This window comes from Lentisphaera araneosa HTCC2155, from assembly GCF_000170755.1.
In the GTDB taxonomy this organism is placed as follows: Bacteria; Verrucomicrobiota; Lentisphaeria; order Lentisphaerales; family Lentisphaeraceae; genus Lentisphaera; species Lentisphaera araneosa.
Map to the genome: position 1 here is coordinate 413,713 of NZ_ABCK01000001.1, position 25,373 is coordinate 439,085.

The window sequence follows — 25,373 nt, forward strand, 5'->3', positions numbered from 1 at the left end:
TGAACTGAAAAAACTTAATACACTCAAAATGACCAAGCTAAATCACATGAGTTTTTAAATGATTCAATGGTAGTGAGTGCGCCCCTTACATTTTTGAGCATAAAAAAAATATCAACTTGTAAAATTCGATCATTTAATACTTAAAGAGCTCGAGTCTTAAGACCTCGAGTCTTGCATTCTTCCACCTCCTCTCGTATTGTTCAGAAAATATTAAGATAAAAATAGGCAGTATAAATATGGCGAAAAATAGTTTCCTTATCCTTCACCCAAAAGATAATTTAGCAGTCGCACTCGAAAACCTTAAGCAAGGTCAAGTGATCGAACATGGCGAACAGAGTTTAACTTTATTAGACAATGTAAAACTCAAACATAAGTTTGCCCTTTGTGACTTCCCGAAAGACGCTATCATGACTCAATACGGAGTACCTGTAGGTCGTGCTTTAATGGATATTAAAACTGGTCAAGCCATCACTGTCGAAAACACTGAACACAGCAGTGACGATATGTGTAACTGGATGCCTGGATACCAAGCTCCTCCCACTGATGCGAGCCATTTTGAAGGTCAAAGCTTTAAAGGTTACCACCGCAAAGACGGTCAAGTGGGCACGCGAAACAACTGGTTAGTTATCCCTCTTGTTTTTTGTGAGAATAATAACTTAATGACTCTCCGCGAAGTTTTTAACCGCGAACTAGGTTTCACGGATCATAGCTCTTACCAAACTGAATTACGTCAATTAACTGAACTCTATAAAAATGGCGCTAGCGTTGACGACATCCTCAACTCAGCTGAAACAAGTACTTCAACTGCAAAGAGCTCCAACAACCTTTTTCCGAATGTTGATGGTCTGAAATTCCTTTTCCACAACATGGGTTGTGGCGGAACTAACGAAGACTCACAAGTTCTCGCAAAACTTCTTGCTGGCTACATCAAACACCCAAATACGGCTGGCGTTACTGTCCTCAGTCTCGGTTGTCAAAAAACTCAAATGGGATTACTTGAATCATATATGGAACAGCTCGAAGTTACGGGCAAGCCCATTTACTTCCACGAGCAGCAAAAAATTGGCACAGAGAAAGAGCTCATTAGCCAAGCAATCAAATCAACTTTTGCGGGCCTTATTCAAGCTAACCAGAATGAACGTAGCGACGCACCCCTCAGCAAACTAGTTATCGGTGTTGAATGTGGTGCTTCCGATGGCTTCTCTGGCATTTCTTCGAACCCTGCTATTGGTCAAGTGAGTGACCTCATTGTGAAACTCGGTGGTGCTGCTGTTCTTTCTGAGTTTCCTGAACTTTTCGGCGTTGAAAAAGAAATGATCATGCGTTGTAAAGACGAAAACACTGCCAACACTTTTATTGACCTCATGCGCAAGTACGAAGCTCGTGCTGAAGCAGACGGCACTTCCATGTCTACTAATCCTTCTCCTGGTAACATCAAAGATGGCCTTATCACTGATGCAATGAAATCTGCGGGGGCCGCAAAAAAAGGTGGTACGGCAGTCATTCAAGATGTTCAAGATTACCCTGGTTACATCAAACAGACAGGCCTCAACTTACTCAACACTCCAGGTAACGACGTTGAGTCATGCACCGCTCTAGCTGGTGCAGGCTGTAACCTCATTTTATTCTCCACAGGCTTGGGTACTCCAACGGGCAACCCCGTAACACCAGTCATTAAAGTTTCTTCAAACAGTACTGTGGCAGTAAAAATGCCCGACATCATTGACTTCGACACTGGATGCATTATTTCAGGAGAGAAATCACTCGAAGAAACAGGACAAAACTTACTCCAACATTGTATCGACGTGGCTTCTGGAACGACTCTCAGTAAATCAGAAAAACTTGGCCAAGACGACTTCATTCCGTGGAAACGCGGCACTTCACTTTAATCGACATTTTAAGAGTACTTTATGCGCATTGACTCACATCAACATTTTTGGAATTATTCAGTAGAAGAATATGACTGGATCGACGACTCTATGAAAGTTCTTCGTCGCGACTTCTTACCCCCTCACCTCAAAGAAGAATTCGATCAACATCAACTCGATGCTTCAGTGGCGGTCCAAGCGCGTTGCACTCTAGAAGAAACACGTTGGCTCATAGATTTCACGAAAGAGTATGATCACGTCGGTGGCGTCGTCGGCTGGGTCGATCTAAAGGATGAAAAACTCGCCGAAGTTCTCGAAGAATTTAAGGGTGAAAAGAAACTTTGCGGTTTCCGCGAAATCCTCCAAGGTCAAGAACCTGAGTTCATGCTCGACCCCGACTTTATTCGCGGTGTGAAACTACTCGCAGAAGAAGGCTACTCTTACGACATTCTAGTTTTCCCAAAACACCTCAAAGCAGTTAAGCAACTCCTTAAAGAACTCCCCGAAATGCGCTTGGTGATTGATCATATTGCCAAGCCATTAATTGGCGAAGGTCAAATCGATGAATGGGCGGAAGATATGAACGATATCGCTAAGTACCCTCACGTCTACTGCAAACTTTCCGGTATGGTTACGGAAACAAAGCCAGGCTGGGATCAAGAAGATTTTACGCCATACATGGAAGTCATCTTTAACGCCTTTGGCGAAGATCGCATTATGTACGGCTCCGACTGGCCCGTTTGTCTCTTGAACGCTAGCTATTCAGAAACCTACAAAATCGCCCACGACTTCACAACTCAGTTCTCAGACACTGCAGAAGCCAAAGTCTTCGGCGCCAACGCCGCCAAATTCTACCAGATTTAAAAAATACTACTTTGAACGCCAAGAATATGACATAGAACCCTATGGCATACCTTCGGTATTCAATTATGAGTGCTGAAAGCACGGCATAACTCAGCCTGGCACGGCAGTGCTAGGTCTAAATACGAATTGCGATTAATCATTGAGTGCTGAAAGCACGGCATAACTCAGCCTGGCACGGCAGTGCCAGGTCTAAATTTGAATTGTGATTAATCATTGAGTGCTGAAAGCACGGCATAACTCAGCCTGGCACGCAAGTGCTAGGTCTAAATTTGAATTGCGATTAATCATTGAGTGCTGAAAGCACGGCATAACTCAGCCTGGCACGCAAGTGCTAGGAAATAAAGTGACGGTTGTTAATGTGAGTCCCAACGGGACGGTATAACTTCCAAATCAAAACTCACTCCCATAAATATTTTTCGTTATATTCAACATCATATTTCTCTAAAAATTTCAAATATTCTTCTTTATATGAATATCTTTTGTGATGCTCTTTTTGCTGTGCAATATATTGTTCGACTTTACTCAAATTCGATGGGCTCACAGAAAAACTTCCATAGCCCTTTTGCCATGAGAATTTTTCAAGATAGGGATCTATGTGATTTTGCGTTTTCATCCAACGTGATGAATTCGATTTTAATTTCTGAATCAATTCCGCAATAGATAGATCTTTTGCTAAACGACACAGAATATGTACGTGATCATTGACGCCATTAATCATACTTGAATTTGAGCCATGCCTTTTACATATTTCTGCAAGATAAGCATATAAATCTCTTTCTATTTCTGAAGGTATTTTTACTGGATTCACAAAATTAATGTGAAAGATTATATGCACATAATTTTGACATAATGATTGACTCATGGTTTCTCCTTTCCTTATGACTTTAAATTATGTAGACATGAAATCAAAAGCAAATTTTCTCAGGTGATACTCAATTAATTTTGGTATAATTCGTATCTGCCTCAACGGGACGGCATAGATCAGCCTGGCACGGCAGTGCTAGGTCTAAATACGAATTGTGATTAATCATTGAGTGCTGAAAGCACGCCATAACTCAGCCTGGCACGGCAGTGCTAGGAATTAAATGATGGCTGTTAATGATGAGTCCTAACGGGACAGCATAGATCTCTATGTCATACCTTCGGTATTCTCTTTGTGCGAGTTACATATTTTTCCCAAGGCTCACGCCATTGGGCTATATATAAGGGTAGGGAAGACTCCTTGCGGAGTCTCCCCTCCTTCCGAACCGTACGTGCGGTTCTCCCGCATACGGCTCTCCAGTCAGTGCTTACTCCGAAGAGACTGAAATTCCAGTTTCCAGGCTTCCTCCAGTGAAAAGAAGCCTAGATCTGTAAAGTAGGCTTTATTGTATTTACGAGTATCAATCATGCGATGAGAACCTTTCTTGCGATTATATTTGGCTATAATACTGCGCAGTCTTCTGCGTGTAAATTCATCTATACCTCGCATTGCATACACAGTGGAGTGCTTGAAGTATTGATACCATCCGAGAAGATTTGGCCGAAGGTAAGCAATTATGTCCTCTATTGAGTCCTTATTGCTTCTCCTCGTTTTCTTGCGTATGGCATCTTTGCATTTCTTCAGGCTCTGCTTCCTTGGCCAACGTTTAATGCGATGTGTATTTCGCGTTCTCTCGAAATGGTATCCGAGAAACTCGAAGTACTCGCACTTCTCTGTCATGTCGGCAATTCGCGTTTTTTCTGGATGAAGTTTCAGCCCATTGGCTTTCATCCACCTTCGCGTTTTGCGCAATGCCCTTTTGGCTGATTCTTTACTTTTACACATGATCAGGAAATCGTCTGCATAGCGCACTATCTCGAATCCAGCCTCGGTCATCTTGTGATCAAAGAGATCAAGATAGATATTTGCTAACAGAGGACTGATAATTCCTCCCTGCGGTGTACCTTCTTCAGGTTCCCAATGTTTGAGACCATCAAAGATATTGGCTTTGAGGAATTGTTCGATCAGATCAAGAATTTTACCATCAATGATCTTTTCCTTGACTCGACTCATGAGTTTCTCATGTGGTATAGTATCGAAGTAGCTTTGGATGTCGGCATCCATAACATAGAGATAGCCCTGCTTTAACAATTCATTCACTCGTCTAAGTGCATCCTTGCAACCCAGCTTTGGACGAAATCCAAAACTGTAGGGCGAGAAGTCGATATCGAATATCGGCTCTATCACATGTTTCAGAGCTGTTTGAACTACTCGATCACGCACTGTGGGTATTCCCAAAGGTCTGGTCTTTCGACCATCACCTTTTGGGATTTCCACTCGGCGCACTGCACTGGGATCATACCTTCCATCTTGCAGTTCTTCGAGAAGCTTAGCATTATTATACTCCAGCTCTGATTCGTAGCGCTCGATTGATACCATGTCCACTCCATGTTTGCCCTTATTTGAACACACTTTCTCCCAAGCCTCCATAATATTATTCTTACGCATCAGCTTATCTGATAAGCTGTACCACTTGCCTCTTTCAACTCCTCTATGAAGAGTTTTCAGCATCTGATCCGTCCAGACAGAAGGTGACGCCCACGCTTGTATTTCAACAAAGCGTTCATCTCGTCGTAATATTTGTTTAGCCATTTCTGACATTCTTATATTCCTTCTATTCTTTTCTTCTCAGTTTCACCTTCCTGCCCCCCTTTGCTCCAGTGACTTTCACCACCTTCATCGCTACTATGAGGGCTCTGACTCCTGCGTGGCGGATTAATCCGTACTGCCCACACAGGTCTCCCTACTTGATCCACAACACCTTCACACCATTCCGTCACCAAACACCTGTCAGCGTCTATACACCGCTTTTCTTTCCGCCTTTCTTCAGCGTGTATAACTTGAGCAGTTGGCTTACTTCGCCCTCAGGCTACGCAGCTCTTCCTCCCGCTCTCTGGTCTTCGCCATGATATAGCAGGCTCGACACCCTGACCGGCCGAAACGCGTTCGTCATCCTACGGACTGATATTTCGTCTAGGCCCTACTACCCACCCCGTTTCACAACGACGCAGTTGACTTCGACTACAGGGCTGACGGTCAACCCTGACGAGGTCTTTCACCTCGCTGATGTTGTGTACGCATAGGCGTACTATATCATGCCTTCGGCATTCAAACCAAGTCCCAACGGAACGGCATAGATCAATATATCATGCCTTCGGCATTCAATTTGAGTCCCAATGGGACGGCATAACTCAGCCTGGCACGGAAGTGCTAGGTGTAACGGAATGGCATAGCGCCCTCCCCTGAATATCGTCAAAAGCTACCGGGGCCTTGGTATTGGTAGACGGCGAAGAGGGATTGGTCTTTGGGGTTTTGGAAGACGATGGTGCGGCCCTCTAGGTTCATGGTGTCGAGGGTTAGGGGCTCTTCTTGGTACTGACCATTGATGGATTTGACGAAGGCTTGCTGTTCTTCTTCAGTATCAAAGTATTCTTCCACATCGTCGGAATACCAGATGCCAATGAAGGGTAAAACATCGCCATCCAGCATAAACCATGGACCTTCGCCATCATATGGTGGCGTACGGCTAAGTTTGTCTAGAATTTGATCATTTAAACCTTCTGAAAAGTCTTTGTCTATGTAGTGAAGAACTTTGAGTTTACCCTGAGTAACGGCATAGAGGCTGACATAGAAAAAATTGTCGCCTGAATGGTTTTTCTCTACCAAGTTTTTGAGCTCTTCCAGACTTAAATCAAGTTTATAAGATTCATCATAATCAGAGAGTTTTGGACGTAGACAAATGCCTTTATCACCCGTGAGGTCGCAAACTGCATTTGGAACTGGATCCCAAGCCAGGAAATCTAAATCCCCTTGAAAGTAGTTAAGATCCATAGCTCTTATTCCTCAAAGGCTTCATCAAAACAACCTTGTTCAATAAGCTTCTGTTTTAGTTTACTACTAGCTTCACCTCCAAAATAGCCAACGTCCCAAGGTACAGCGCCACTAATATCGTCATCTAATTCTGCTTCTTGAATTAAATGATATAAATTTTGTGAAATAATACAAGAATATTCATTTACAAAAAATAAATCTATCTTTTCGATTCGATCTCTAAATTTTGGTGAAATAGATTTAGGTATTGGATGATGATATTTATCGAAAGAAGAATCTCTAAATATCTCTCTTCCCTCTTTAAAGACCTGCTCTGGAATCGCCCAAAAAATTGTTTTACTAGGTGTAATACTTCCTGTAACACTCTTAACCATTACAGGTTTAAAATTGATATTAAAAATATTATTCTCTTCAATAAATGAACAAAAGCGTTTTTTTGCCAACAAAACCAAACAATCTTCTGTATCTAAAAAATTCAATTGAAAGTTTTTAAAATTGCCCAATGATTTTTTCTCTAGGAATAAATCACCATTTTTAAATTCATTTAAATACTCTTCTGAATCATATTCAGTTTTTGTCCCAATTTCTAAATAGTCCGCACATAGTCTATCTTGGGGGTCATATTCTAAATCAACATATTTTACATAACGTTCTGTTAGAGCTACAGATGAAGTTTTCACATTAAGTTTTTCTGATAAACATATTAATTTGTTATAAGTCTCAAAGTCCCATATTTTACCAGTCAAAAATCGGTATCCATAAAGACCATGATCTTTTAAGACATAATCACTATTTATTTTATCTAAGCCCTCTTTAAAGTCTAAAATTTTCTCTTGGTCAAAAAGGTTGACCGAAAATGTATATCTATACCTCATTTTGAAAAGTCCTTTATAGCTACGTTGATGACTGATGCTGAAATATCTACTTTTGATCGAATTTGTACTAACCTGCTCCATAAAGTCTGTTTTTATAGTACTGTAAAGAAGCATCACTGCCAGCAAATTCTTCGTAAGATTTTTATAGTGCTCTGACATAATACTCTCTTTTTGTTCCTCAGTATATCCTAATAGTTCTTGAAGTAACGTTGTCCTTCTTTTAGAACTTGGCCCCTCAGGAATATACTTGTTCAAAATCTTATGGAAAGCCTTATGATCATTCTCACTTTCAGAAAAAAAATCTAAAAAAACACTTGCATAAGCTGTCATACAGATCTATAATACATGTATTACAGGTTAACTCTCAAGCTCAAGGATCACATGTTTAAAACCGTCAGTGGAAAAGAAAAGCTCAGCGTACAAGTTGCGAAAGAGCTTGAAAAAAGCATTTTAGATAAGCGCTTTTTACCTGATCAGCCTATTCCTTCTGAAGCGCGTTTATGTGAATCTTTTGGCGTAAGCCGTACCGTTGTGCGCGAAGCCATTCAGCAACTCAAATCTCAGGGCATCATTCATTCGATCCCAGGAAGCGGCAACTACATCTCCAGAAATGACACCTCAAATCTGCAGCGCTCTCTTTCCTTACTAGCTAGCTTAAACTTAGACACCCCACTCTGTTCAGAAATTATTAAACTACGTGAATTGCTCGAAGTCGATTGCATCAAAACCGTCTGTCAGTCGCGCAACGAAGAACTGGTAAAAACCCTCGAATCTCATGTAGAGAAAATGCGCAATAACTTTGATTCTCTCAAAGATTTCGGTCGCTTGGATCACGCTTTCCATCTCAGCATTATTAAAGCATCTGGAAACAACTTATTCTACACTCTTCTCGAATCACTCTACGATGCCTTTGTCGAAATCAGCATCAAAGTCTACGATTCAAAAGACATGCTCGAGACACTTTGTAATGAGCACTCAGCAATTACCGAAGCCATTAAAAATCAAGATACTGAATTGGCTTCAGAACTTCTTCTTAAACACATTCATCTCTCAAAAGTAAACCTATCATAAAGGAAACAAACATGGGTAAATTAGACAATAAACTCGCAGTCGTCACTGGTGGCGGATCTGGTATTGGCCGTGCTATCACAGAAAAGTTTGCAGCAGAAGGCGCACTCGTCGCTCTCCTCGATTTCAATGAAGAGCAAGGCACTGAAACTGTTGACGCTATCAAAGCTGAAGGCGGTAAAGCACAATTTTACAAATGTGATGTTTCTGATTCTGCGGGAATCGCAAGTACTTTTGATTCAATCAAAAGTGAACATGGCAATGTGGACGTCCTCGTCAACAACGCTGGTATTGCGGCTGTGGGCAACTTGGAAACTTGTACTGAAGAAGAACTCGACCGCATCTATAATGTAAATGTTAAGGGTGTCTTTAACTGCTTAAAATCTGGTATTCCACAAATGCTAGAAAATGGTGGTGGTTCAATTATCAACCTCGCTTCCATTGCTTCTAGCATCGGTATTCCTGATCGTTTCGCTTACAGCATGAGTAAAGGTGCGGCTTACACAATGACTCTTTCCGTTGCTACTGATTATGTTGACCAAGGCATTCGTTGTAACTCCATTTCACCAGCTCGCGTTCACACACCATTTGTCGATGGCTTCATCGCTAAAAACTACCCTGGACAAGAAGAAGAAGTTTTCAAAAAGCTTTCTGCCACACAGCCTATCGGCCGCATGGGTCAGCCCGAAGAAATCGCTAATATGGCACTCTTCTTAGCATCTGACGACGCAGCATTTATCACCGCTACTGACTTCCCAGTTGACGGCGGCTTCATCAAAATCAAAAAATAATTTCTTAAAATAATACACAAGGACTAAAAACCATGAAACTTATTCGCTTTGGCGCTTTTGGCGCAGAAAAACCAGGTCTCCAATTAGAAGACGGTTCACGTATCGACGTTAGCTCAATCGTAGAAGACTACACTCCAGAATTTTTCGCCGAAGGTGGCCTTGAAAAACTCGCAGCAGCTGACCTTTCAAGCTGCCCAGCAGTCGCTGCAGATGTTCGTCTCGGTGCAATCCTTAAACGTCCTGGTAAAATGGTTTGTATTGGCCTCAACTTTAAAGATCACGCTGAAGAAGGTGGCATGGCGGTTCCTGCTGAGCCTGTAGTTTTCTATAAAGCGACTAGCGCAATTGTTGGACCTAACGATGATATCGTTATTCCTAAGGGTTCTGAAAAGACGGATTGGGAAGTTGAACTTGCCGTAGTTATCGGTAAAAGAGCTTCTTATGTTTCAGAAGCCGATGCACTCGATTACGTAGCGGGTTACGCTCTTCATAATGATTACTCTGAGCGCGCTTATCAGCTCGAAAAGTCTGGTCAGTGGATGCTTGGTAAAGGCTGTGATACTTTCGCACCTCTTGGACCTTTCATGGCAACTGCTGATGAAATCGCTAATCCTAACAGCCTCAAAATGTGGCTTAAAGTTAATGGCGTTCAGAAGCAAAACGGCACAACTGAAAACTTCATCTTCAATACTCAGCACGTCATCTCTTACCTCAGTCAATACATGACACTTGAGCCTGGTGACATTATCTCTACTGGTACTCCTGCTGGTGTTGGTCTTGGCTTCAATCCTGCTCAATACATCCAACCTGGCGATGTAATCGAACTCGGTATCGAAGGTCTTGGCGAATCAGCTCAGACGGCTAAAGCTTACCAAGGCTAATTCACTTGGGCGGATCTTTTGATCCGCCTCAACCTCAATTTATCAGGACTCAATCATGGATCTCAATTTAAAAGATAAAGTTATCATCGTCACTGGCGGAGCTCGCGGTATTGGTGGCGGCATTTCAGAATCACTCGCTGCCGAAGGCGCAAAACTCGTTATTCCAAGTCGCCCTTCTCCTGCTACAGAAGAAGCCATTGCTAAACTTCAAGAAAAAACCGAAGTTCTCTACCTCCCAGGTGATCTAACCACTCCAGGTATTTGCGAAGATATCATCAATAAAACCGTTGAAAAATTTGGCGCGATTGACGTCTTGATCAATAACGCGGGTATCAATGATGGCTGTAACATCACTGACTCACTCGAAAAATTTCAGCAGTCATTAAGCAACAACCTTATTCACGTTTTTGAATTAGTTCACTACGCACTTCCCCACCTCGAGAAATCTCAGGGTAACGTTATCAATATTGGTTCAAAAGTTGCTGAAACGGGTCAAGGTAATGCTACGGGTTACGCAGCTGCAAAAGGCGCCCTCAATGCTTTAACACGTGAATGGGCTCTCGAGTTCCGCATGAAGAATATTCGCGTTAACTCAATCATTCCTGCTGAATGTATGACTCCCCTCTACGAAAATTGGTTGAGCACACTTCCCGATCCAAAAGCCGAAGAAGATCGCATTTCTGGTATGATCCCTCTTGGCGAACGAATGACTACCATTAATGAACTTGCAGATTTAACTGCTTTCATTGCATCGAATCGTTCATCACACACAACAGGACAAATCCTTTACGCTGATGGTGGTTACACTCATCTCGACCGTAAATGTACTGTTAAGTGATCATCACTTAAATTATAAGGAATTTTATCATGGACTCACGTTACCCCTCAATCGAATGGTTAGCTGAAAGAGCTAAAAAACGCATGCCGGGTTTTGCTTATGACTACCTTACTGGCGGCTGTTTTTCTGAAGTTAACTTAGCACGTAATACTAGCGAAATTCGCGATGTTCAATTACAACCTCATTACCTCAGAGACTTTAAAGGTGCCTCACAAGAAACAACTCTCTTTGGCAAAACTTATGATGCTCCCTTTGGTATTGCTCCCGTTGGATTGCAGGGTTTAATGTGGCCTAAGTCATGTGAAATTCTTGCGAAAGCCGCAAAGCAACACAATATCCCCTTCTGCCTCAGTACAGTAGGTACGGCAAGCATCGAAACGATTGCCGAAATCACTGAAGGTGACTTCTGGTTCCAACTTTACCACCCCGCTGAAGACGAGCTCAGAGATAAGCTTCTCGAGCGCGCTTGGGCAGCTGGTTGTAAAACTTTAGTTATCCTCGCCGACACGCCAACTTTTGCCTACCGTCCAAAAGAAATCCGTAATGGACTTTCTATCCCGCCCCGTATGACCGCTCGTAACATCATGCAAATGATGGGGCGTCCACGTTGGGTTTGGGAGCAATTGCTCGCTGGTAAGCCTGAGTTCCAAACGATGAAGCCTTATATCCCAAAAGGTCTCAACATGAAGCACCTCGGTCTCTTCATGAACAAGACTTTCTCAGGTCGTTTGACTGAAGCTAAAATCAAACCTCTCCGTGACAAATGGAAAGGTAACTTAGTGATCAAAGGTATTGTCAACGAAGAAGATGCGAATAAAGCTATTGCACTTGGCGTTGATGGCATGATTGTTTCCAACCATGGTGGTCGTCAGCTCGACTCAGGTGAATCTACCATTAAGCCTCTCAATAAATTGGCCAAAGCTCTTAAGGGTAAAACGACTTTACTCATGGATGGGGGTATTCGTTCGGGTGTGGATATTGCTTCCACAGTGGCCTCTGGTGCCGACTTCACTTTCCTAGGTCGTGCTCCCATGTTCGGTGCTTGTGCGATGGGTGCAAAAGGTGGTGATCAAGCGCTTCAAATCCTAAAGCGTCAACTCCAACAAGTTATGGAACAAGTTGGCTGTGAACGTGTGGAAGATTTACCCTCTCACCTTATTGAGCAGTAAAAATCCTAGTTCATAAAGGCAAAAGCGAAGTCCTCGGACTTCGCTTTTTTTGGTTCTTCACGTTAGTGCTTGAAAGGTACTTTATTCTCTAGTTTTTAGTATCTTCCCTTCCCCGGAGGGGGAGTATACTATTAGCCCTAGGTGAATGAAGTGAACCTAGGGAAATAGATAAGAAAGAAGACCGTCCTCGGAGAGGGCGTACAGTCCTAATCATATCCAACTGGCTTGAACTTGGCCCTCTTCGAGGACCGAAAATCATTTTAACAAGTTTTCCTAGGTTCGTGATGCTTACCTAGGGCTAATCAAAATTTGCCACCTTCAGTGACAATTGGTAGGAATTACTCTTGGTCAAAGACCAACTCACAGGTTTTTGCTCCGATCGACTGAAAAACGCGAAGAATATTTTTTATAGCTTGAGCGCTGGATGAATAATTTGGCCCTTACTCAAATTAACAGCTCGGCGTAATGCGGAGTTCGATTCTAAAGCTTTTTCGAGACCAAGATCAGCAATCATTTTTATGTAAGGTAGCGTTTGAGCAGAAAGTGCTTGACTCGATGTGAGAGCTACGGCACCTGGCATATTGCTTACACAATAATGCAAAACGCCATCAACAACATAGGTCGGTTCTTCGTGTGTTGTTGGACGCGAAGTTTCCACACAGCCACCTTGATCCACTGCCACATCAATAATGAGCGAGCCCTTCTTCATGAGTTTGAGCATATCTCGTGTGACAATAGTGGGGGCCTTGCCACCCGGAATTAAAACGGCTCCGACGACCATATCTGCCAAAGGCAATTCTTTTATCACATTTTCTTGAGAAGCAAATAAAGTTTGCACTCGCCCTTCGTATTTTTCATCAATGAGACTCAAGGGGCCTTCATTAATGTCCATGATAGTTACATTGGCGCCCATGCCAACGGCAATCTTTAGCGCACTACGTCCCACCATCCCTGCTCCAATAATTAAGACTCGACCTGCCTGAACACCTGGCACTCCACTTAAAAGGACTCCACGTCCACCACTAGGTTTTTCTAAATATTTAGCGCCCTCTTGAATAGCTAAACGACCTGCAATCTGTGACATGGGTTTTAAGCAAGGCAAAGAACCATCATCCAACTGCAAGGTTTCGTAAGCCAGAGCTTCAACTCGTTTATCGAGCAATCCGTGAATCAAATCATCATCTGCCGCTAAATGTAAGTAAGTAAATATAATCTGATTTTCATGATAGAGCGCAACCTCTTCTTTTTGTGGTTCTTTGACCTTAATAATCATCTCGGCCCAATCGTGCAAAACTTTGCGATCATCGCAAATGATACAGCCTGCTTGATCGTAAAATATGTCGTTATAGCCTGCTCCGCTCCCCGCCTTAGTCTCCACCATAACTTCATGACCTGCATCAATTAATGCGGCAGCACCTTCGGGTCCAAGTCCAACACGATATTCGTTTTTTTTAATTTCTTTGGGAATAGCAATCTTCATCGTTTATCTCCTGTATAACAAGATAATATATATTCTTATTAGCCTTGATCAGTAATTTTTAGATGATTTTCTTTTAAATTTAGATTATTAAAAAATGAAAGCTTTGCGACTCCCGCAGGTCATATTGGCTTGTACTCAGTTTAGGATTAGGTAAAATAGGCAAGGAGTCTTTTATGCAGTTTATTCACACCTCGTTACTGTTTGGTTTATTAGCCATACTTATACCTATTTTGATTCATTTGTTTCAAAAGCAGAAGCCCAAGACTGTCTCGATCCCAACTTTTCACTTTATTGAGCAAGCCTTAATCGAGAGTTCTTCTTCACGTAAAATAAAATCCTCCTTTTTACTCTTTTTGCGCATGCTGCTTATTGCCCTGCCCGTATTGCTCCTGGCTCAACCGTATTTACCTGGAGTTAATGCTGAGCTGGAGAAAAAGCATATCATCATCATTGATAATTCTTATTACTCCGCTCAAGGACAACAGCTACAAGAAGCCAAAGACAAAGCTCAAGAGATTATCAAAAATCTTCCTGAAGGAAGTATGCTTAAGCTCGTCAGCGTTAATAATTATAACAAGGAATTTACCTATATTCACGAAGATGTGATCGAAGAAGTAAAGTCCCTAAGTCCAAACAGCGCACTTATTGACTTTAATAAGTTCATCAAAAGGCTCGATAAAAAAGATGATTCACTACGTTTTCATTGTATAAGCGATCTCAATGCACACGCTTGGAAAAATCAAGTCCCCACTCAAGACAACATCACTTTCCACACCTTAAAAAAGAGACGTTTTAATAATTACATTCAAAGCCTTAAGCACCCAGATTTCTTCATTCTCAATCAAGTTGCGACTTTTGAAGTCACCCTAGCTGGCGATAGCCCTTTAGCAGGTTTGAAAGTTCATCTCTACGAAGATGATCAAATCATTCAGTCCCGCACGGTGCCCCTCAGCCAAAGTTCTTCAATAAGCCTTAAGTTCAATTACACCCCAAGTTCCGAAAATTTTAAGTTGTACTTCAAGTTAGATGTGGATGATAAATTCCAGGAAGATAACCACTACTACTTTGTGGGAAAATCTTCACCTCAGAAAAAACTCTTCATTTTTGATCAAGCCAGCCGTGACGAATTAAGTCCTGGTCTCATTGCTCAACTAGCCCTCGAACAAAATTCGTATTTTGAGATCAGTCGCTCGGACCTCCATAAACTTTCTCTCGATGGTGATATTTATTTTTTCTCTGGCCTCAGTCAATTAAAAGAAGCCGATTGGAACAAGATCGATCAGCTCAGCGAAATGGAAAAGATCATCATTTTATGGCCGATGGACTCCGACGATCCCGAAAACTTGAGCCCACGAATTCTTCCCATTTTCAGAAGCAATATGAGCCCCGAAATAAGTATGAGTCGACTGTTTAGCCAAGACGCAAAACTCAGAGATTTTAATCAAGAACTCGCCGAGATCACCCTGCCTCAAACTTTTTTACTCGAGCGTTCAAATACTCAAAAAAGTTTCCTCAGTAGCTTTGATAAACGTGACCTAGTTTCATCGACTCAATACAAAAAAGCACGCCTCGTTTTCAGTGGTCTTAGTGTGAGTCCCGAACTCATCAATTCCAACTTTTTGGCTCCTCTCATCCATGCAATCACTAGATCCCAGACTGATTTAGGAAGCTATAATTTAAGCGTGGGTCAGAATATCGGCATCGAGACCGCAAAAGCACTTGTGATGTCCAACCCCGAAGGGATTAAAGAAGACATTGCTCCCAGTGAAAAATTTTATAACAAAACTTTAATAAGTGGCTTCTACGACTTAAGCAATGAGCAATCCTATGCAGTTAACTTAGAGCGCCCTGTAGGAATCAACTCCTACCTCGATCAGCCCAATAATGAAAACTCTGACGAAAGTGAATCTCGTGGTTTTTATATCTCCAGCTCTGTGATGACGCTCATTTTACTCATCGTTCTCTTAAGCGTTAATATCGTTGAATTGCGATTAACGCGTAAGGAGAGTGCCTGATGCCCAACTTCTCACCCATAATCCCCTTACCCATTCTGCTACTGGTATTCATTGCCTACCTGTGGACTTTGTGGGCGCTCTGGAAACAAGAAAAAGATAAACGTCCCGTTCATTTAATCTTCCGTCTAATCGCCACGCTACTCATTTTCTTTTGTGCTTTAAAACCTGCGTGGAAAGTGTCCCAAACCATTAGCTCAAAGCAAACCATCTATATTTTAGTGGACTCATCTCAGAGTATGGAAGTGAAGGATGAACTGCCATCTCGATATCAAAATGCGCTTAAACTTTTAGAAAATCACCGTGAACAAATTGATAAGCTTGAGCGCGTGAATGTCGAAGTTCGCTTCTTTGACCTCAAGCTTCACGAACTCCAACCCAAAGAGTTCGGCTCGGCCACTTCCATTTCCAATGCCCTCGCACAATGCCTTCAAGAAGACAATAAAATAAAAGCTTTTATGATTTTGAGTGATGGCCTTCAAAACCATGGTCAAGATCTGGAAAAAGTCATTTATAATATCAATCAATACGAAATCTCAGTCTATTTTGTCCCCTTTGGTAAAGAGCAGCTCAAGGGTGAGTTTTCAGATGTTTCCATCAGCCAAGTTCGAAGCCCCGAGTTTCTCCAGAAAAAACAAGACCTTAAACTCAAGTTCAAAACCGAACTCAAAGGGCTCAAGGGACAAACTCAAACTTACGAAATCATTCAAAATGATCGCGTTTTAGCTTCTTATTCACTCATCCCCAAAACTAATAACGCTATTGAAGAAGTAGAAATCATTATCCCCGCCAAAAAACTGAAAGCCAATTATAACCTCATTCAAGTCAAAGCTCAGGGACGTAAAAATGAAATCACTCCACTCGATAATGAGGCTAAACGTTTAATCTTCGTTCGAGAAGAAGGTTTGAAAATCTTATTGCTTGCATCAGCGCCCTCAGCCGATTATAAATTTTTGCGCCGAACTTTGGAAAGCAACCCTCATTTTACATTGACCAGTCCCTCACCCTTTTTACTGCAAAGTTCTAAGGCAACGGAATTCTGGTTAAGTACTGACTTAGCCGATTATGACCTCATTATCTTATGTCGTCCCAAGCCAAACTTCTTTCCAAAAGAGTTTTTTAATAAGCTCTACGAAACTTATACTTTGAATAAAAAGGGACTCTTGATTTTCAGTGGTGGAGACATCAATAAATACCTCGATCAAGATTTAGCTTTTGCCGATTCCCTGCCCGCACTACCCAGTTCATCCCAACTCGAGCAAGAAATCTTAGTTGACTCCATCAATCAAAATCACTTTGTGAGTAAAAACTTTAAAGATACCAACTTGAACGAACTTTCTCTATCTGGCCTTACTTATCCCAGCCGTGAAAACCCTGGTTCACAAGTTATCCTCAAGAGCTCTTTGGCTCCCCTCATTCTCACGCGCAATTGGAAGCTATCAAGAATTGGCCTCATACAAACGAATGCCCTGTGGCAGCTCAACCTCAATGAAAAGGCTGAGATTTATCAAGACCTCATGGCCCGACTAGCTTATTACCTCTGTTCACGGGAAGATGATCTCAAGGATATGCTCACAGTGAAAAGTAATAAACTCAATTACTCACAGGACGAGAAAGGCTTCTTTACCGCCAGCCTTAAAAATAATGAAGGTGCCAAAGTCACCAAGGCTCAAATTAAACTGATGATTGGCGAAAAACTGCATCAGATGTCACCCCAAGAACTCAACTACACACACGATCAAAAATTTGATCAAAGTGGTCTTATTCAGTTCAAAGCTCAAAGCCGTTTAAAAGATGAATTAATAGCATCCCTCTCTGCCAAGATCTACGTCTCTTCGGAGCATAATGAACTCAATGATATCACCACTAACATTAAATTGCTCCGAGCCCTCAGTGAAAAAACCAATGGTAGTGAAATTCAACGTCAGAAATTCTCTGATTGGCTCACTAAAATGAATCAAACTGGCCGTGTTAATTCAGTCTCACTCCAAGTCAAAAGAACCCCTCTCTGGGATAACTTTTATATCCTAAGCCTTATTCTTTTCTTCTTCTGCCTCGAATGGTACTGGCGTAAATTTCGTTAATATATAATCCTCCGAATAATTGTGAGTGCTGAAAGCACGGCATAACTCAGCCTGGCACGAAAGTGCTAGGAAATAAAGTGACCGTAGTTAATGTGAGTCCCAACGGGACGGTATAAATCCTATACCATACCTTCGGCATTCATTTGTTTTATCATCCGATTTATGCCCAAGGCTCACGCCATTGGGCTACATTATAACATGCCTTAGGCATTCAATTTTAGTGCTGAAAGCACGGCATAACTCAGCCTGGCACGAAAGTGCTAGGAAATAAAATAACTGTTGTTAATGTGAATACCAAAAGTGTAAATAATGCTTCAACATCGAATGATTTATGCATTTAATAATTTTGAAAAAACTAAATATAAAGATCTCCCAAATTATGCTAAGGAAAGCTTTCAATCATAGATGCTTTTCTCTGAGGTCGATCTATATTGCCGACGATTCTTAATAAAACCTATTCGGAGATTAATATGAGTACTATCTATTGGGGCGTAGGTCTACGCCGTTCGCACGACGAAAAAGCCCTTGACGTCTTGTTCCCCTTCATTCAATCAAGCACGAGCGAAGAGTTTGCGGAAATCGCAAAAATCACTGCTGTTAATGCTGAGGCTATCAACACAAAAATCCTCAATGAAGAACAATTACAGCAACTCGTTGAAGTGAACTCAAATGATCTCAGCCTAGCGACTATGCTCGGCGAATTTGATATGAACGACAATATCTACTCACTCACCGATCGCGTTATCACTGTAATCCCTAATTTCACAGAAAGTTCAGTTGAAAGCACAGAAGATGCTTACCTTCGTTTACAGATGCTCTCTCAGCGTCTTGTTAAACCTCATGGTGTAAGCCTCGACAGCATCTTTGGCAAACTCCCAAATATTGCATGGACAAACTACGGCCCCGTTTTCCCTGAAGACGTTCAAGAGCTCACTATTCAGACTTTTGCCTCTATTCAGCCACTCTCAGTAACTCACGTCGATAAATTCCCTTACATGACTAACTACAATGTCCCTTCAGGTGTTCGCATTGGCAATGGCGCAAAAATCCGTCTCGGTGCTCACCTCGGTGAAGGCACAACGGTTATGCAAGCTGGTTTCGTGAACTTCAACGCTGGTACAGAAGGCAATGCTATGATCGAAGGTCGCGTTTCTGCTGGTGTATTTGTTTCTAAGGATTCTGATGTTGGCGGCGGTGCTTCTATTATGGGTACACTCTCTGGTGGCGGTAAAGAAGTTGTATGCATCGGTTCAAAATGTCTTCTCGGTGCTAACGCGGGTACGGGTATCTCACTCGGCTTCGGTTGTACTGTAGGTGCTGGCACTTACATCACGGCTAGCTCAAAAGTTTCACTCTACGACGAAAACTCTAATCCCGTTAACCTCAATGGCGACTTAGTGGCCGAAGGCGAAAACGTCGTCAAAGGCCTCGACTTGAGTGGTAGAGATAAATTACTTATCTATCAAGATTCCGTGTCTGGCAAACTCATTTGCCGTCCGAATCCAAAGACTGTAGAACTCAATACTTCATTGCACATCAATGACTAATTAGTCCTAACAGCCATTCTAAAAAAGGGAGCTCAAGTAGCTCCCTTTTTTATTATTCACAAAAACCTTACAACTTGGAAACTTATACATATTATAAACTGAGAGATACTAAGAACAGATGATTTTAAAAAGGAATAAAATTGCCTTTTTTCACATCACGATATAACATATATTTATTAGTATATTCTGTGGAGGAACTTGTATGAGATCAGCTAGATTAAAGCCAAGCGATGGCACCTACTACCACATAATGAATCGCATTGCAGGAGAAAAAAGTTTTTATCCCTTTGGTAATCAAGAAAAACAAATGTTTATTTCCATGATGAACAAGTACCTGAAGCTCTATAAAATTGATCTCTTATCTTACTGTATTATGTCCAATCATTATCATTTGGTTCTCTTCAGTCCTGGAAAAATCTCCCCTGAAGAAATAAAAACACGTTGGCAGGATTTCTATGGACATTCAAAAGGACATTTCCACCCTGAACCTCTATGGGAATCTCCGAAAACAATAGAACAATGGCGCCTACGTTTAAGCGATGTATCGGACTTTATGAAAGTTCTTCAACAGTCATTTACTGCTTGGTATAATCGGACTCATAATAGGCGTGGCCATTTTTGGGCAGATCGCTTTAAAAGTGTTATTTTGGAAGGAGGAAACTCATTGCTTCGCTGTATTAAATATGTAGAGCTAAATCCGCTCAGAGCCGGTATCTTAGATGAAAACAAAAATTATATTTATTCATCCTATGGCATTTATAAATCAACTAAAAAACATCCACTAGAAACAAACCTCATTAAACATCTACCTGCAGCATTAGGCTCTAAATCAAAAGACACAATAAGGCGATTTTATCAAACTATTCAAACAATAATCTTTAATGCATCGACAAAAGAATTTAGTATACGACAATCCATTTGGACTCATAGCAAAATTATTGGCAGCAAAAAATTCATTAGCAAACTCATCAAAAAGTACTCGCAGCTTTCTCCAGATATAAAAAGCTCAAGCGATATCTGCTTCATCTAGAATAACAAATTCACAAGACTTTAAACACTAGCAACTGCTTTGTTTGAATTCAGTCATTTATGTACAAAAAAACTCAGAAATAACAAGAAATCCAAACTCGAGAAGTAAGCTTAGAAAATCAAGAGTCATACAAAGGCTTTTACATGGCTAGCCCCACCATATTCCTCCAAATATAAGCATCAAATTATAAAAAATTCTTATTTCTCCCTCAAAATCACCTGTCCCTCCTCATCCCCCTGTCCCTCCTCATCCCGTCATTTACGTCATGGATTAAACTGAACTTCCCTGACGCGACCATTGTATATGATCATTTCCACGTTATTAAGCTGATGAATGATAAAGTTAACAACATCCGCCGGAGACTCATGCGGGATCTGGAAGATGAAGATAAATCAGATCTAAAAGGTCAGCGATGGAATTTTAACATCAACAATGAGAACTTAGGTGATGCCGCCCGAGACCAGTTAGATAAATGTTGCTTTCTCTATGAAGAGCTGGGAAAAGCTTATGCTCTCAAAGAAGGCTTAAGGAGGATTTATCGAATCAAAGATATTGACCTCGCTCAAAATGCACTTGTCTACTGGTGTGAGCTCGCTGAGGCCTCGAAGATCCGTGAAATGATCACCATGGCCAAAACTATTCGTAAACATGGCGCTGGAATTATAGCTTATTGGGAGACTGGAATTACCTCCGCGGCAATGGAAGGATTTAATAATAAAATAGGTTGGCTAACAAGACAAGCTTACGGTTACCGAGATGAGCAATACCTCATACTGAAAATCTTTGATTTACCCAATTTAAAAGTGACTAAAGAATTATAGTCGGCGAATGTTTTTTACAGCAACACGTGAAGATGCAGAAATCCAAACTCGAGAAGTAAGCTTAGAAAATCAAGAGTCATACAAAGGCTTTTACATGGCTAGCCCCACCATATTCCTCCAAATATAAGCATCAAATTATAAAAAATTCTTATTTCTCCCTCAAAATCACCTGTCCCTCCTCATCTCACCTTTAAATTCATCCTGAGGTAAATATCTTCCTTCAATACAGTAAATATAGTCCGGAGTTTGATCATTAAGTCTAAATAGCGAGTTCGTATATTTTAAGTCGCAAAAAGAATCTCCGTCACTTGGTGGATCAACTAAATCTGGATGTATTAATGTTAATTTTAGAGAATCATTAACTATGATTAGTGGAAGTTCCACATCACACTCAATAACGGAATAATATATGTTTTTACATTTCTCCCATGCTGATTCGGCTATTCCAAAACTATTGCCAAAGCTGTAGAAATAATTCCAATCATATATTTTATCTACTTTGCCATCACAATAGTTTTTCCCCGAAAAGCAACCTTCTAAATCACCATTAAATATTTCTAATTTGGGAGCACTAATAGATGGTATAACTTTATATATTTTCACAACCTTACTCATGGAAGCTTACCTTCAGCTATCTCTTTTGCAATTTTTTGTAATTCATCTTTCAATAAATCTCTAGTGATATCATTTGGCTCCAAATTATAAAAATCAGCTATTTTTTTTTATTCAAACCAAACTTTTTTGAAGGATAATCCAGTCAGCTTTAATTCTTTGTATATTCTATAAAAATCTGAATCTGGATACTCATCATCTGAAATACAGTAAATTGATTTCATGTAGGTTTCTGGTATGTGAAACAGTGACAAACCATGGATACGATCTGTGTGAAAGCAATATTCAGTAATGATAGAGTTACCGAGTTCTTTCTTTTGAAACTTTGTCCTTTGCTTATTTAAACAATTATAACTCACTAAAGGGTTAAGGGCGCAAACTTTTTGATCATTATGAGAAAAAACTACTTCACCAGAGTCACCCAAAATATCCCACATTCTGATATCAAGAGAGATGTCTTTAAAAATCAAAAAGTTAGGTGCTATGGAAAAAAAATCAGGGAACTGATCCCAGTTCAAGTCATTTGATTTGACAGGATCAAACTCTCCTAAACGCTTGTGCAGACCATACGATTGTACCTTCTCATCAAAGGCATGAGCTAAATCAGATATTTCTGGATGTATTTGATATATTTTTTTACTCATTGGACCACACTAATTCAAAATCTAAACCAGTTAAGTCCAATTTCTTATACTGTAAATAAAAATCCTTTTCTTCATCATGTAACCCTGTAACTACATAAGTAGGGTGGACATAGCGACCTGGTAGTTTAAAAATTGAACTATCACCAATTTTCTCTAAATCAAAAGCATGAATATCGACAGCAATATTAGTTATGTCACCGCCTACTTCATCGGTCTCAAAAGTAGTATTATCGAAGTCTAAACAATCATACATTTTTAACGGATTATAAATTATAATCTCACTTTCAGTATCCTCCAAGATAGACTCTAAAAACTCTCCGTGGTTACGCAGGACTACTTCTAAGCCCCCTTTTAATAAAATTTTATCAAAAGTAAGAATTGAAGGACTTATATAATAAAAACTACCTTTATCACGATCAATTACATTACGCACGTAAAATCGCCAATCTGGGTTCCATTGTTCCGACAATGATTCACCTTTACCAATTTTAAGATTGAAAAAAGTATTATTCTTTTCTGGTAAAAGTGAGTAAGATGTAAAGTCATGTTTAACTTTAAATATTTTCACGGCCATGGCACTTCTCCTGTTTCGTTTATTAAAGCATTAGCAATGCGTTGCAATTCTTTTCTAATAGCACTTGGACCATTTGGTTCAACTAACTCTAACCTTTCTAAGATATATTCAGAGTATGTATCCGAGTGACTGCTGTTGTGATACGGCCCAAGTCCATCTAAAAACTCAGGGTTCTGTGAGTATTTCTTTTTTACCTCATCCATCAGCATCCATACACCATTAGCCGCTTCATCTACGTGAATTCCATTTCTAGTCAATATAGCAACCGCAATAGGGTTATCATTCTTCTCAACTATATGATGTGCCGCCATATGTCCAAGCTTTTTAATACCATATACTTTTTCCATATTTACCTTAAGTTTTCTACCATCTTTACCAAATGAATCAAAATCAACTACTTCATTACCTAGATCATCAATTTTAGTCGGTAAGTTTTGTTTTGAGAGATTATCCCACGGAATTACGCTACCTGTTGTTCCTGATTCAAAATACTTAGTTCTTGCTTGATTAAGTAATTTTAAATGACCTAGCTTTTCATCAATAAAATTCTCTTTATTGATAACCCATAGAGCTGTATCATCAAATGCACTCCATATATCACCTCCATTAAGCTCAAGTGTTTTTTCATAGTGACTATACATTTGTTGACACAAAGAGTCACCCGTATTATGAACCCAAAGGCCTGAGTCACCCGCGAAGTAAGTATGGAAGTCCGCTACCTCGAAGTTGTAAGTGGTGAAGGTTTCACCATGAACTGCTTTTTCGGTATCGATTTTTGCGAGGGTCGCAAATTCACCGTTAGCCAAGCGGAAAACATCTCCTATTTCGAGATCTTCGACTGGTACAAATTGCTGTTTAGCCACTACCCAGAATGGGTGTTCACCTGTACCAGAAATCAGTTCGGCATCTTCGTCATCAGATTCACCACTGTTAATGGTGTAGTAAAGGTGATAGAGAAGAGTAGGTTTTGTTACAAAGGTTTGAAGAACAGGTTTGTATGATTGAGTCGTATTCTGCTCATCACGAGCCAGAACCATCATGCCCGGCTTTATATCTTCGATATTCACTAAGCCTTGCTGGGCATGGATTTTTGTACCTGCTACAAAACACATTTTTGTGGTGCGTAAAGCAGCCATATGGTTTGTCTCAACATCATCGAGCAATGTCTTACCAAAGTCATCATCTTGGAAAAACTTTCTTTTACGTAATTCTGTAAAGAATTCAACTTTCGATAATTTACTCACTTTCCCCGCTAAAGCAGGTCCCGTGATTGTACTTAAAATTTCAAACGAATCTAGAGGAAAATTAGAGGGACAGGTGATTTAAAAATGTGATTTAAAAATTCCCCTGTCCCTAATTATCCTTTTATTCTTTATACACTTCAGTGAAGTTAAGTCCTTTAATGCCACTTTCTTCAATTATTTTTTTAAAATTAAAACTAGAATCTTCCAATCCATCTAATTGTACGTATATCTCTGTTTTTGAAGTAAGAGGTACTTTAAATATACTTGAATTTGAAAGCCTGTTCTTTATAAAAGTTGGTTTTTCAAAGCCAATTGCAAAAGGTTTATCACTAAGCGCATATCTATAAATAGTTTTTTGAGAGTCAATCGCATTACATACTGAGGTGATGTTATATATGTATGCTTTTCCTACCTCTTCAATTTCTACAGGCAACAACTCTCCTCCTAATTCTAAACATGTTAAGAGTTTATCATTCTCTAAAACTTTACTTGAAAAAACAATTACTCCCACACCATACTTAGATAGATCTTTAATAGAATTAGGCCTGTCAGTATATAGATTTAAAGTTTTCCAAGACTCAGAAAGGCTGTCTCCGTTAAAAATATATTCATCTCTGTCACTTTGAACGTTGTAGAGCCATTCACAATTATTAAAATCAAATTTTAATCTATAAATAATCATTCTGGAAAATCCTCCTTCACTATCTCATTGGCAATTTTAAACGTTCAGTTTATTCTCCCTAATCTATTTCAGCAGACCAAATCTCTTCAAAAAGCAAACCATTCATAGATAGCTCATTATACTTGGTATAAAAATCAAAGTCCTTATTCCTGCCCGATATACAATAAATTTCTGTTTTATATGTCTCTGGAATCTTAAAAATATCTGAATCACCAATCCTATTCAAATAAAAACTATATTTTTGAATACTATCTATGTATTTACCCCCTGTAAAATGGGTGAAGTTTAAAACAGACTGATCCAAATTTAAACAATTATAAATAGTGTTTATCTTTATTAAATAGTAATTTTCATTTGTATCTTGAACGATACATTCAATTTCTTTTCCACTTTCATTTAAAGAAACCCCTAACTCATTCGAATGAACTTTGCTGTT

24 protein-coding genes are annotated in these 25,373 nt (G+C 40.2%); 12 read left to right on the plus strand and 12 right to left on the minus strand.

Annotated features, from left to right (window positions below; genetic code table 11):
* Positions 1 to 236: 236 nt before the first annotated feature.
* Positions 237 to 1,889, plus strand: coding sequence for a UxaA family hydrolase (locus tag LNTAR_RS01495; protein ID WP_007276844.1), 1,653 nt, complete (start codon positions 237 to 239; stop codon positions 1,887 to 1,889).
* A 21-nt stretch (positions 1,890 to 1,910) separates the two neighbouring features.
* On the plus strand, positions 1,911 to 2,732 hold the full coding sequence (locus LNTAR_RS01500; protein WP_007276845.1) for an amidohydrolase family protein: 822 nt from the start codon (positions 1,911 to 1,913) through the stop codon (positions 2,730 to 2,732).
* A 397-nt stretch (positions 2,733 to 3,129) separates the two neighbouring features.
* Here the strand turns inward: LNTAR_RS01500 and tnpA are convergent, their stop codons facing one another.
* From tnpA to LNTAR_RS01520, 5 genes are all read right to left on the minus strand, one after another.
* The gene (gene tnpA / locus LNTAR_RS01505; protein ID WP_007276846.1) at positions 3,130 to 3,594 is read right to left on the minus strand and encodes an IS200/IS605 family transposase; all 465 of its coding nucleotides are present in this window, start codon (positions 3,592 to 3,594) and stop codon (positions 3,130 to 3,132) included.
* Positions 3,595 to 4,014: 420 nt separating this feature from the next.
* Positions 4,015 to 5,355 carry a group II intron reverse transcriptase/maturase gene (ltrA, locus tag LNTAR_RS01510; RefSeq protein WP_007276687.1) on the minus strand — a complete coding sequence of 447 codons (1,341 nt, stop codon included), beginning with the start codon at positions 5,353 to 5,355 and terminating at the stop codon, positions 4,015 to 4,017.
* Positions 5,356 to 5,357: 2 nt separating this feature from the next.
* On the minus strand, positions 5,358 to 5,534 hold the full coding sequence (locus LNTAR_RS27000; protein ID WP_007276686.1) for a hypothetical protein: 177 nt from the start codon (positions 5,532 to 5,534) through the stop codon (positions 5,358 to 5,360).
* A 472-nt stretch (positions 5,535 to 6,006) separates the two neighbouring features.
* Positions 6,007 to 6,585, minus strand: coding sequence for a hypothetical protein (locus LNTAR_RS01515; protein ID WP_007276847.1), 579 nt, complete (start codon positions 6,583 to 6,585; stop codon positions 6,007 to 6,009).
* A 5-nt stretch (positions 6,586 to 6,590) separates the two neighbouring features.
* Positions 6,591 to 7,790 carry a hypothetical protein gene (locus tag LNTAR_RS01520; RefSeq protein ID WP_007276848.1) on the minus strand — a complete coding sequence of 400 codons (1,200 nt, stop codon included), beginning with the start codon at positions 7,788 to 7,790 and terminating at the stop codon, positions 6,591 to 6,593.
* Positions 7,791 to 7,805: 15 nt separating this feature from the next.
* Between LNTAR_RS01520 and LNTAR_RS01525 the strand changes: the two genes are divergently transcribed.
* From LNTAR_RS01525 to LNTAR_RS01545, 5 genes are read left to right on the plus strand one after another with little or no spacing between them, the layout of a single operon-like run.
* The gene (locus LNTAR_RS01525) at positions 7,806 to 8,531 is read left to right on the plus strand and encodes a FadR/GntR family transcriptional regulator (protein ID WP_083799911.1); all 726 of its coding nucleotides are present in this window, start codon (positions 7,806 to 7,808) and stop codon (positions 8,529 to 8,531) included.
* An 11-nt stretch (positions 8,532 to 8,542) separates the two neighbouring features.
* A complete protein-coding gene (locus tag LNTAR_RS01530; protein WP_007276850.1) occupies positions 8,543 to 9,319 on the plus strand; it encodes an SDR family NAD(P)-dependent oxidoreductase in 777 nt (258 codons plus the stop codon).
* Between the two features lie 32 nt (positions 9,320 to 9,351).
* Positions 9,352 to 10,200, plus strand: coding sequence for a fumarylacetoacetate hydrolase family protein (locus LNTAR_RS01535; RefSeq protein ID WP_007276851.1), 849 nt, complete (start codon positions 9,352 to 9,354; stop codon positions 10,198 to 10,200).
* 55 nt (positions 10,201 to 10,255) lie between these two features.
* A complete protein-coding gene (locus LNTAR_RS01540; RefSeq protein ID WP_007276852.1) occupies positions 10,256 to 11,038 on the plus strand; it encodes an L-fucose dehydrogenase in 783 nt (260 codons plus the stop codon).
* A gap of 29 nt (positions 11,039 to 11,067) precedes the next feature.
* Positions 11,068 to 12,207 carry an alpha-hydroxy acid oxidase gene (locus LNTAR_RS01545; protein ID WP_007276853.1) on the plus strand — a complete coding sequence of 380 codons (1,140 nt, stop codon included), beginning with the start codon at positions 11,068 to 11,070 and terminating at the stop codon, positions 12,205 to 12,207.
* A gap of 406 nt (positions 12,208 to 12,613) precedes the next feature.
* On the opposite strand, the gene ald is transcribed toward LNTAR_RS01545, so the two are convergent.
* A complete protein-coding gene (gene ald / locus LNTAR_RS01550) occupies positions 12,614 to 13,687 on the minus strand; it encodes an alanine dehydrogenase (RefSeq protein WP_007276854.1) in 1,074 nt (357 codons plus the stop codon).
* A gap of 173 nt (positions 13,688 to 13,860) precedes the next feature.
* On the opposite strand from ald, the gene LNTAR_RS01555 reads away from it, so the two are divergent.
* The 5 genes from LNTAR_RS01555 to LNTAR_RS01575 all read left to right on the plus strand — a co-directional run bounded on the left by LNTAR_RS01555 (position 13,861) and on the right by LNTAR_RS01575 (position 21,181).
* Entirely contained in the window at positions 13,861 to 15,702 is a 1,842-nt protein-coding gene (locus tag LNTAR_RS01555) for a BatA domain-containing protein (RefSeq protein ID WP_007276855.1), read from the plus strand.
* Positions 15,702 to 17,783, plus strand: a complete 2,082-nt coding sequence (locus tag LNTAR_RS01560; protein ID WP_007276856.1) for a vWA domain-containing protein — start codon at positions 15,702 to 15,704, stop codon at positions 17,781 to 17,783. The genes LNTAR_RS01555 and LNTAR_RS01560 overlap by 1 nt, the downstream gene beginning before the upstream one ends.
* A gap of 470 nt (positions 17,784 to 18,253) precedes the next feature.
* A complete protein-coding gene (locus LNTAR_RS01565) occupies positions 18,254 to 19,330 on the plus strand; it encodes a DapH/DapD/GlmU-related protein (RefSeq protein WP_007276858.1) in 1,077 nt (358 codons plus the stop codon).
* Between the two features lie 202 nt (positions 19,331 to 19,532).
* A complete protein-coding gene (locus tag LNTAR_RS01570) occupies positions 19,533 to 20,360 on the plus strand; it encodes a transposase (protein ID WP_007276859.1) in 828 nt (275 codons plus the stop codon).
* A 248-nt stretch (positions 20,361 to 20,608) separates the two neighbouring features.
* On the plus strand, positions 20,609 to 21,181 hold the full coding sequence (locus tag LNTAR_RS01575; protein WP_274377897.1) for a transposase: 573 nt from the start codon (positions 20,609 to 20,611) through the stop codon (positions 21,179 to 21,181).
* Between the two features lie 165 nt (positions 21,182 to 21,346).
* Here LNTAR_RS01575 and LNTAR_RS01580 read toward each other — a convergent pair whose 3' ends face one another.
* From LNTAR_RS01580 to LNTAR_RS01605, 6 genes are all read right to left on the minus strand, one after another.
* Entirely contained in the window at positions 21,347 to 21,796 is a 450-nt protein-coding gene (locus LNTAR_RS01580; protein WP_007276862.1) for a hypothetical protein, read from the minus strand.
* A gap of 107 nt (positions 21,797 to 21,903) precedes the next feature.
* The gene (locus tag LNTAR_RS01585) at positions 21,904 to 22,437 is read right to left on the minus strand and encodes a hypothetical protein (protein WP_007276863.1); all 534 of its coding nucleotides are present in this window, start codon (positions 22,435 to 22,437) and stop codon (positions 21,904 to 21,906) included.
* A complete protein-coding gene (locus LNTAR_RS01590; protein WP_007276864.1) occupies positions 22,430 to 23,011 on the minus strand; it encodes a hypothetical protein in 582 nt (193 codons plus the stop codon). The genes LNTAR_RS01585 and LNTAR_RS01590 overlap by 8 nt, the downstream gene beginning before the upstream one ends.
* Positions 23,002 to 24,255: a polymorphic toxin-type HINT domain-containing protein gene (locus LNTAR_RS01595; protein ID WP_007276865.1), complete on the minus strand. Its 1,254-nt coding sequence runs from the start codon at positions 24,253 to 24,255 to the stop codon at positions 23,002 to 23,004. Before LNTAR_RS01595 ends, LNTAR_RS01590 begins: the two co-directional genes overlap by 10 nt.
* Positions 24,256 to 24,376: 121 nt before the next feature.
* Positions 24,377 to 24,937 (minus strand): hypothetical protein, encoded by a 561-nt coding sequence (locus LNTAR_RS01600; RefSeq protein ID WP_007276866.1) that lies wholly within the window; start codon positions 24,935 to 24,937, stop codon positions 24,377 to 24,379.
* 58 nt (positions 24,938 to 24,995) lie between these two features.
* The coding region (locus LNTAR_RS01605; RefSeq protein ID WP_007276867.1) for a hypothetical protein at positions 24,996 to 25,373 on the minus strand (378 nt) is incomplete at its 5' end.

What these genes read in the sequence shown, in the direction of transcription:
- LNTAR_RS01495 (WP_007276844.1), top strand. Translation starts at nt 237, where the DNA reads ATGGCGAAAAATAGTTTCCTTATCCTTCACCCAAAAGATAATTTAGCA.
- LNTAR_RS01500 (WP_007276845.1), top strand. Translation starts at nt 1,911, where the DNA reads ATGCGCATTGACTCACATCAACATTTTTGGAATTATTCAGTAGAAGAA.
- tnpA (WP_007276846.1), bottom strand. Translation starts at nt 3,594, where the DNA reads ATGAGTCAATCATTATGTCAAAATTATGTGCATATAATCTTTCACATT.
- ltrA (WP_007276687.1), bottom strand. Translation starts at nt 5,355, where the DNA reads ATGTCAGAAATGGCTAAACAAATATTACGACGAGATGAACGCTTTGTT.
- LNTAR_RS01515 (WP_007276847.1), bottom strand. Translation starts at nt 6,585, where the DNA reads ATGGATCTTAACTACTTTCAAGGGGATTTAGATTTCCTGGCTTGGGAT.
- LNTAR_RS01520 (WP_007276848.1), bottom strand. Translation starts at nt 7,790, where the DNA reads ATGACAGCTTATGCAAGTGTTTTTTTAGATTTTTTTTCTGAAAGTGAG.
- LNTAR_RS01525 (WP_083799911.1), top strand. Translation starts at nt 7,806, where the DNA reads ATGTATTACAGGTTAACTCTCAAGCTCAAGGATCACATGTTTAAAACC.
- LNTAR_RS01530 (WP_007276850.1), top strand. Translation starts at nt 8,543, where the DNA reads ATGGGTAAATTAGACAATAAACTCGCAGTCGTCACTGGTGGCGGATCT.
- LNTAR_RS01535 (WP_007276851.1), top strand. Translation starts at nt 9,352, where the DNA reads ATGAAACTTATTCGCTTTGGCGCTTTTGGCGCAGAAAAACCAGGTCTC.
- LNTAR_RS01540 (WP_007276852.1), top strand. Translation starts at nt 10,256, where the DNA reads ATGGATCTCAATTTAAAAGATAAAGTTATCATCGTCACTGGCGGAGCT.
- LNTAR_RS01545 (WP_007276853.1), top strand. Translation starts at nt 11,068, where the DNA reads ATGGACTCACGTTACCCCTCAATCGAATGGTTAGCTGAAAGAGCTAAA.
- ald (WP_007276854.1), bottom strand. Translation starts at nt 13,687, where the DNA reads ATGAAGATTGCTATTCCCAAAGAAATTAAAAAAAACGAATATCGTGTT.
- LNTAR_RS01555 (WP_007276855.1), top strand. Translation starts at nt 13,861, where the DNA reads ATGCAGTTTATTCACACCTCGTTACTGTTTGGTTTATTAGCCATACTT.
- LNTAR_RS01560 (WP_007276856.1), top strand. Translation starts at nt 15,702, where the DNA reads ATGCCCAACTTCTCACCCATAATCCCCTTACCCATTCTGCTACTGGTA.
- LNTAR_RS01565 (WP_007276858.1), top strand. Translation starts at nt 18,254, where the DNA reads ATGAGTACTATCTATTGGGGCGTAGGTCTACGCCGTTCGCACGACGAA.
- LNTAR_RS01570 (WP_007276859.1), top strand. Translation starts at nt 19,533, where the DNA reads ATGAGATCAGCTAGATTAAAGCCAAGCGATGGCACCTACTACCACATA.
- LNTAR_RS01580 (WP_007276862.1), bottom strand. Translation starts at nt 21,796, where the DNA reads ATGAGTAAGGTTGTGAAAATATATAAAGTTATACCATCTATTAGTGCT.
- LNTAR_RS01585 (WP_007276863.1), bottom strand. Translation starts at nt 22,437, where the DNA reads ATGAGTAAAAAAATATATCAAATACATCCAGAAATATCTGATTTAGCT.
- LNTAR_RS01590 (WP_007276864.1), bottom strand. Translation starts at nt 23,011, where the DNA reads ATGGCCGTGAAAATATTTAAAGTTAAACATGACTTTACATCTTACTCA.
- LNTAR_RS01600 (WP_007276866.1), bottom strand. Translation starts at nt 24,937, where the DNA reads ATGATTATTTATAGATTAAAATTTGATTTTAATAATTGTGAATGGCTC.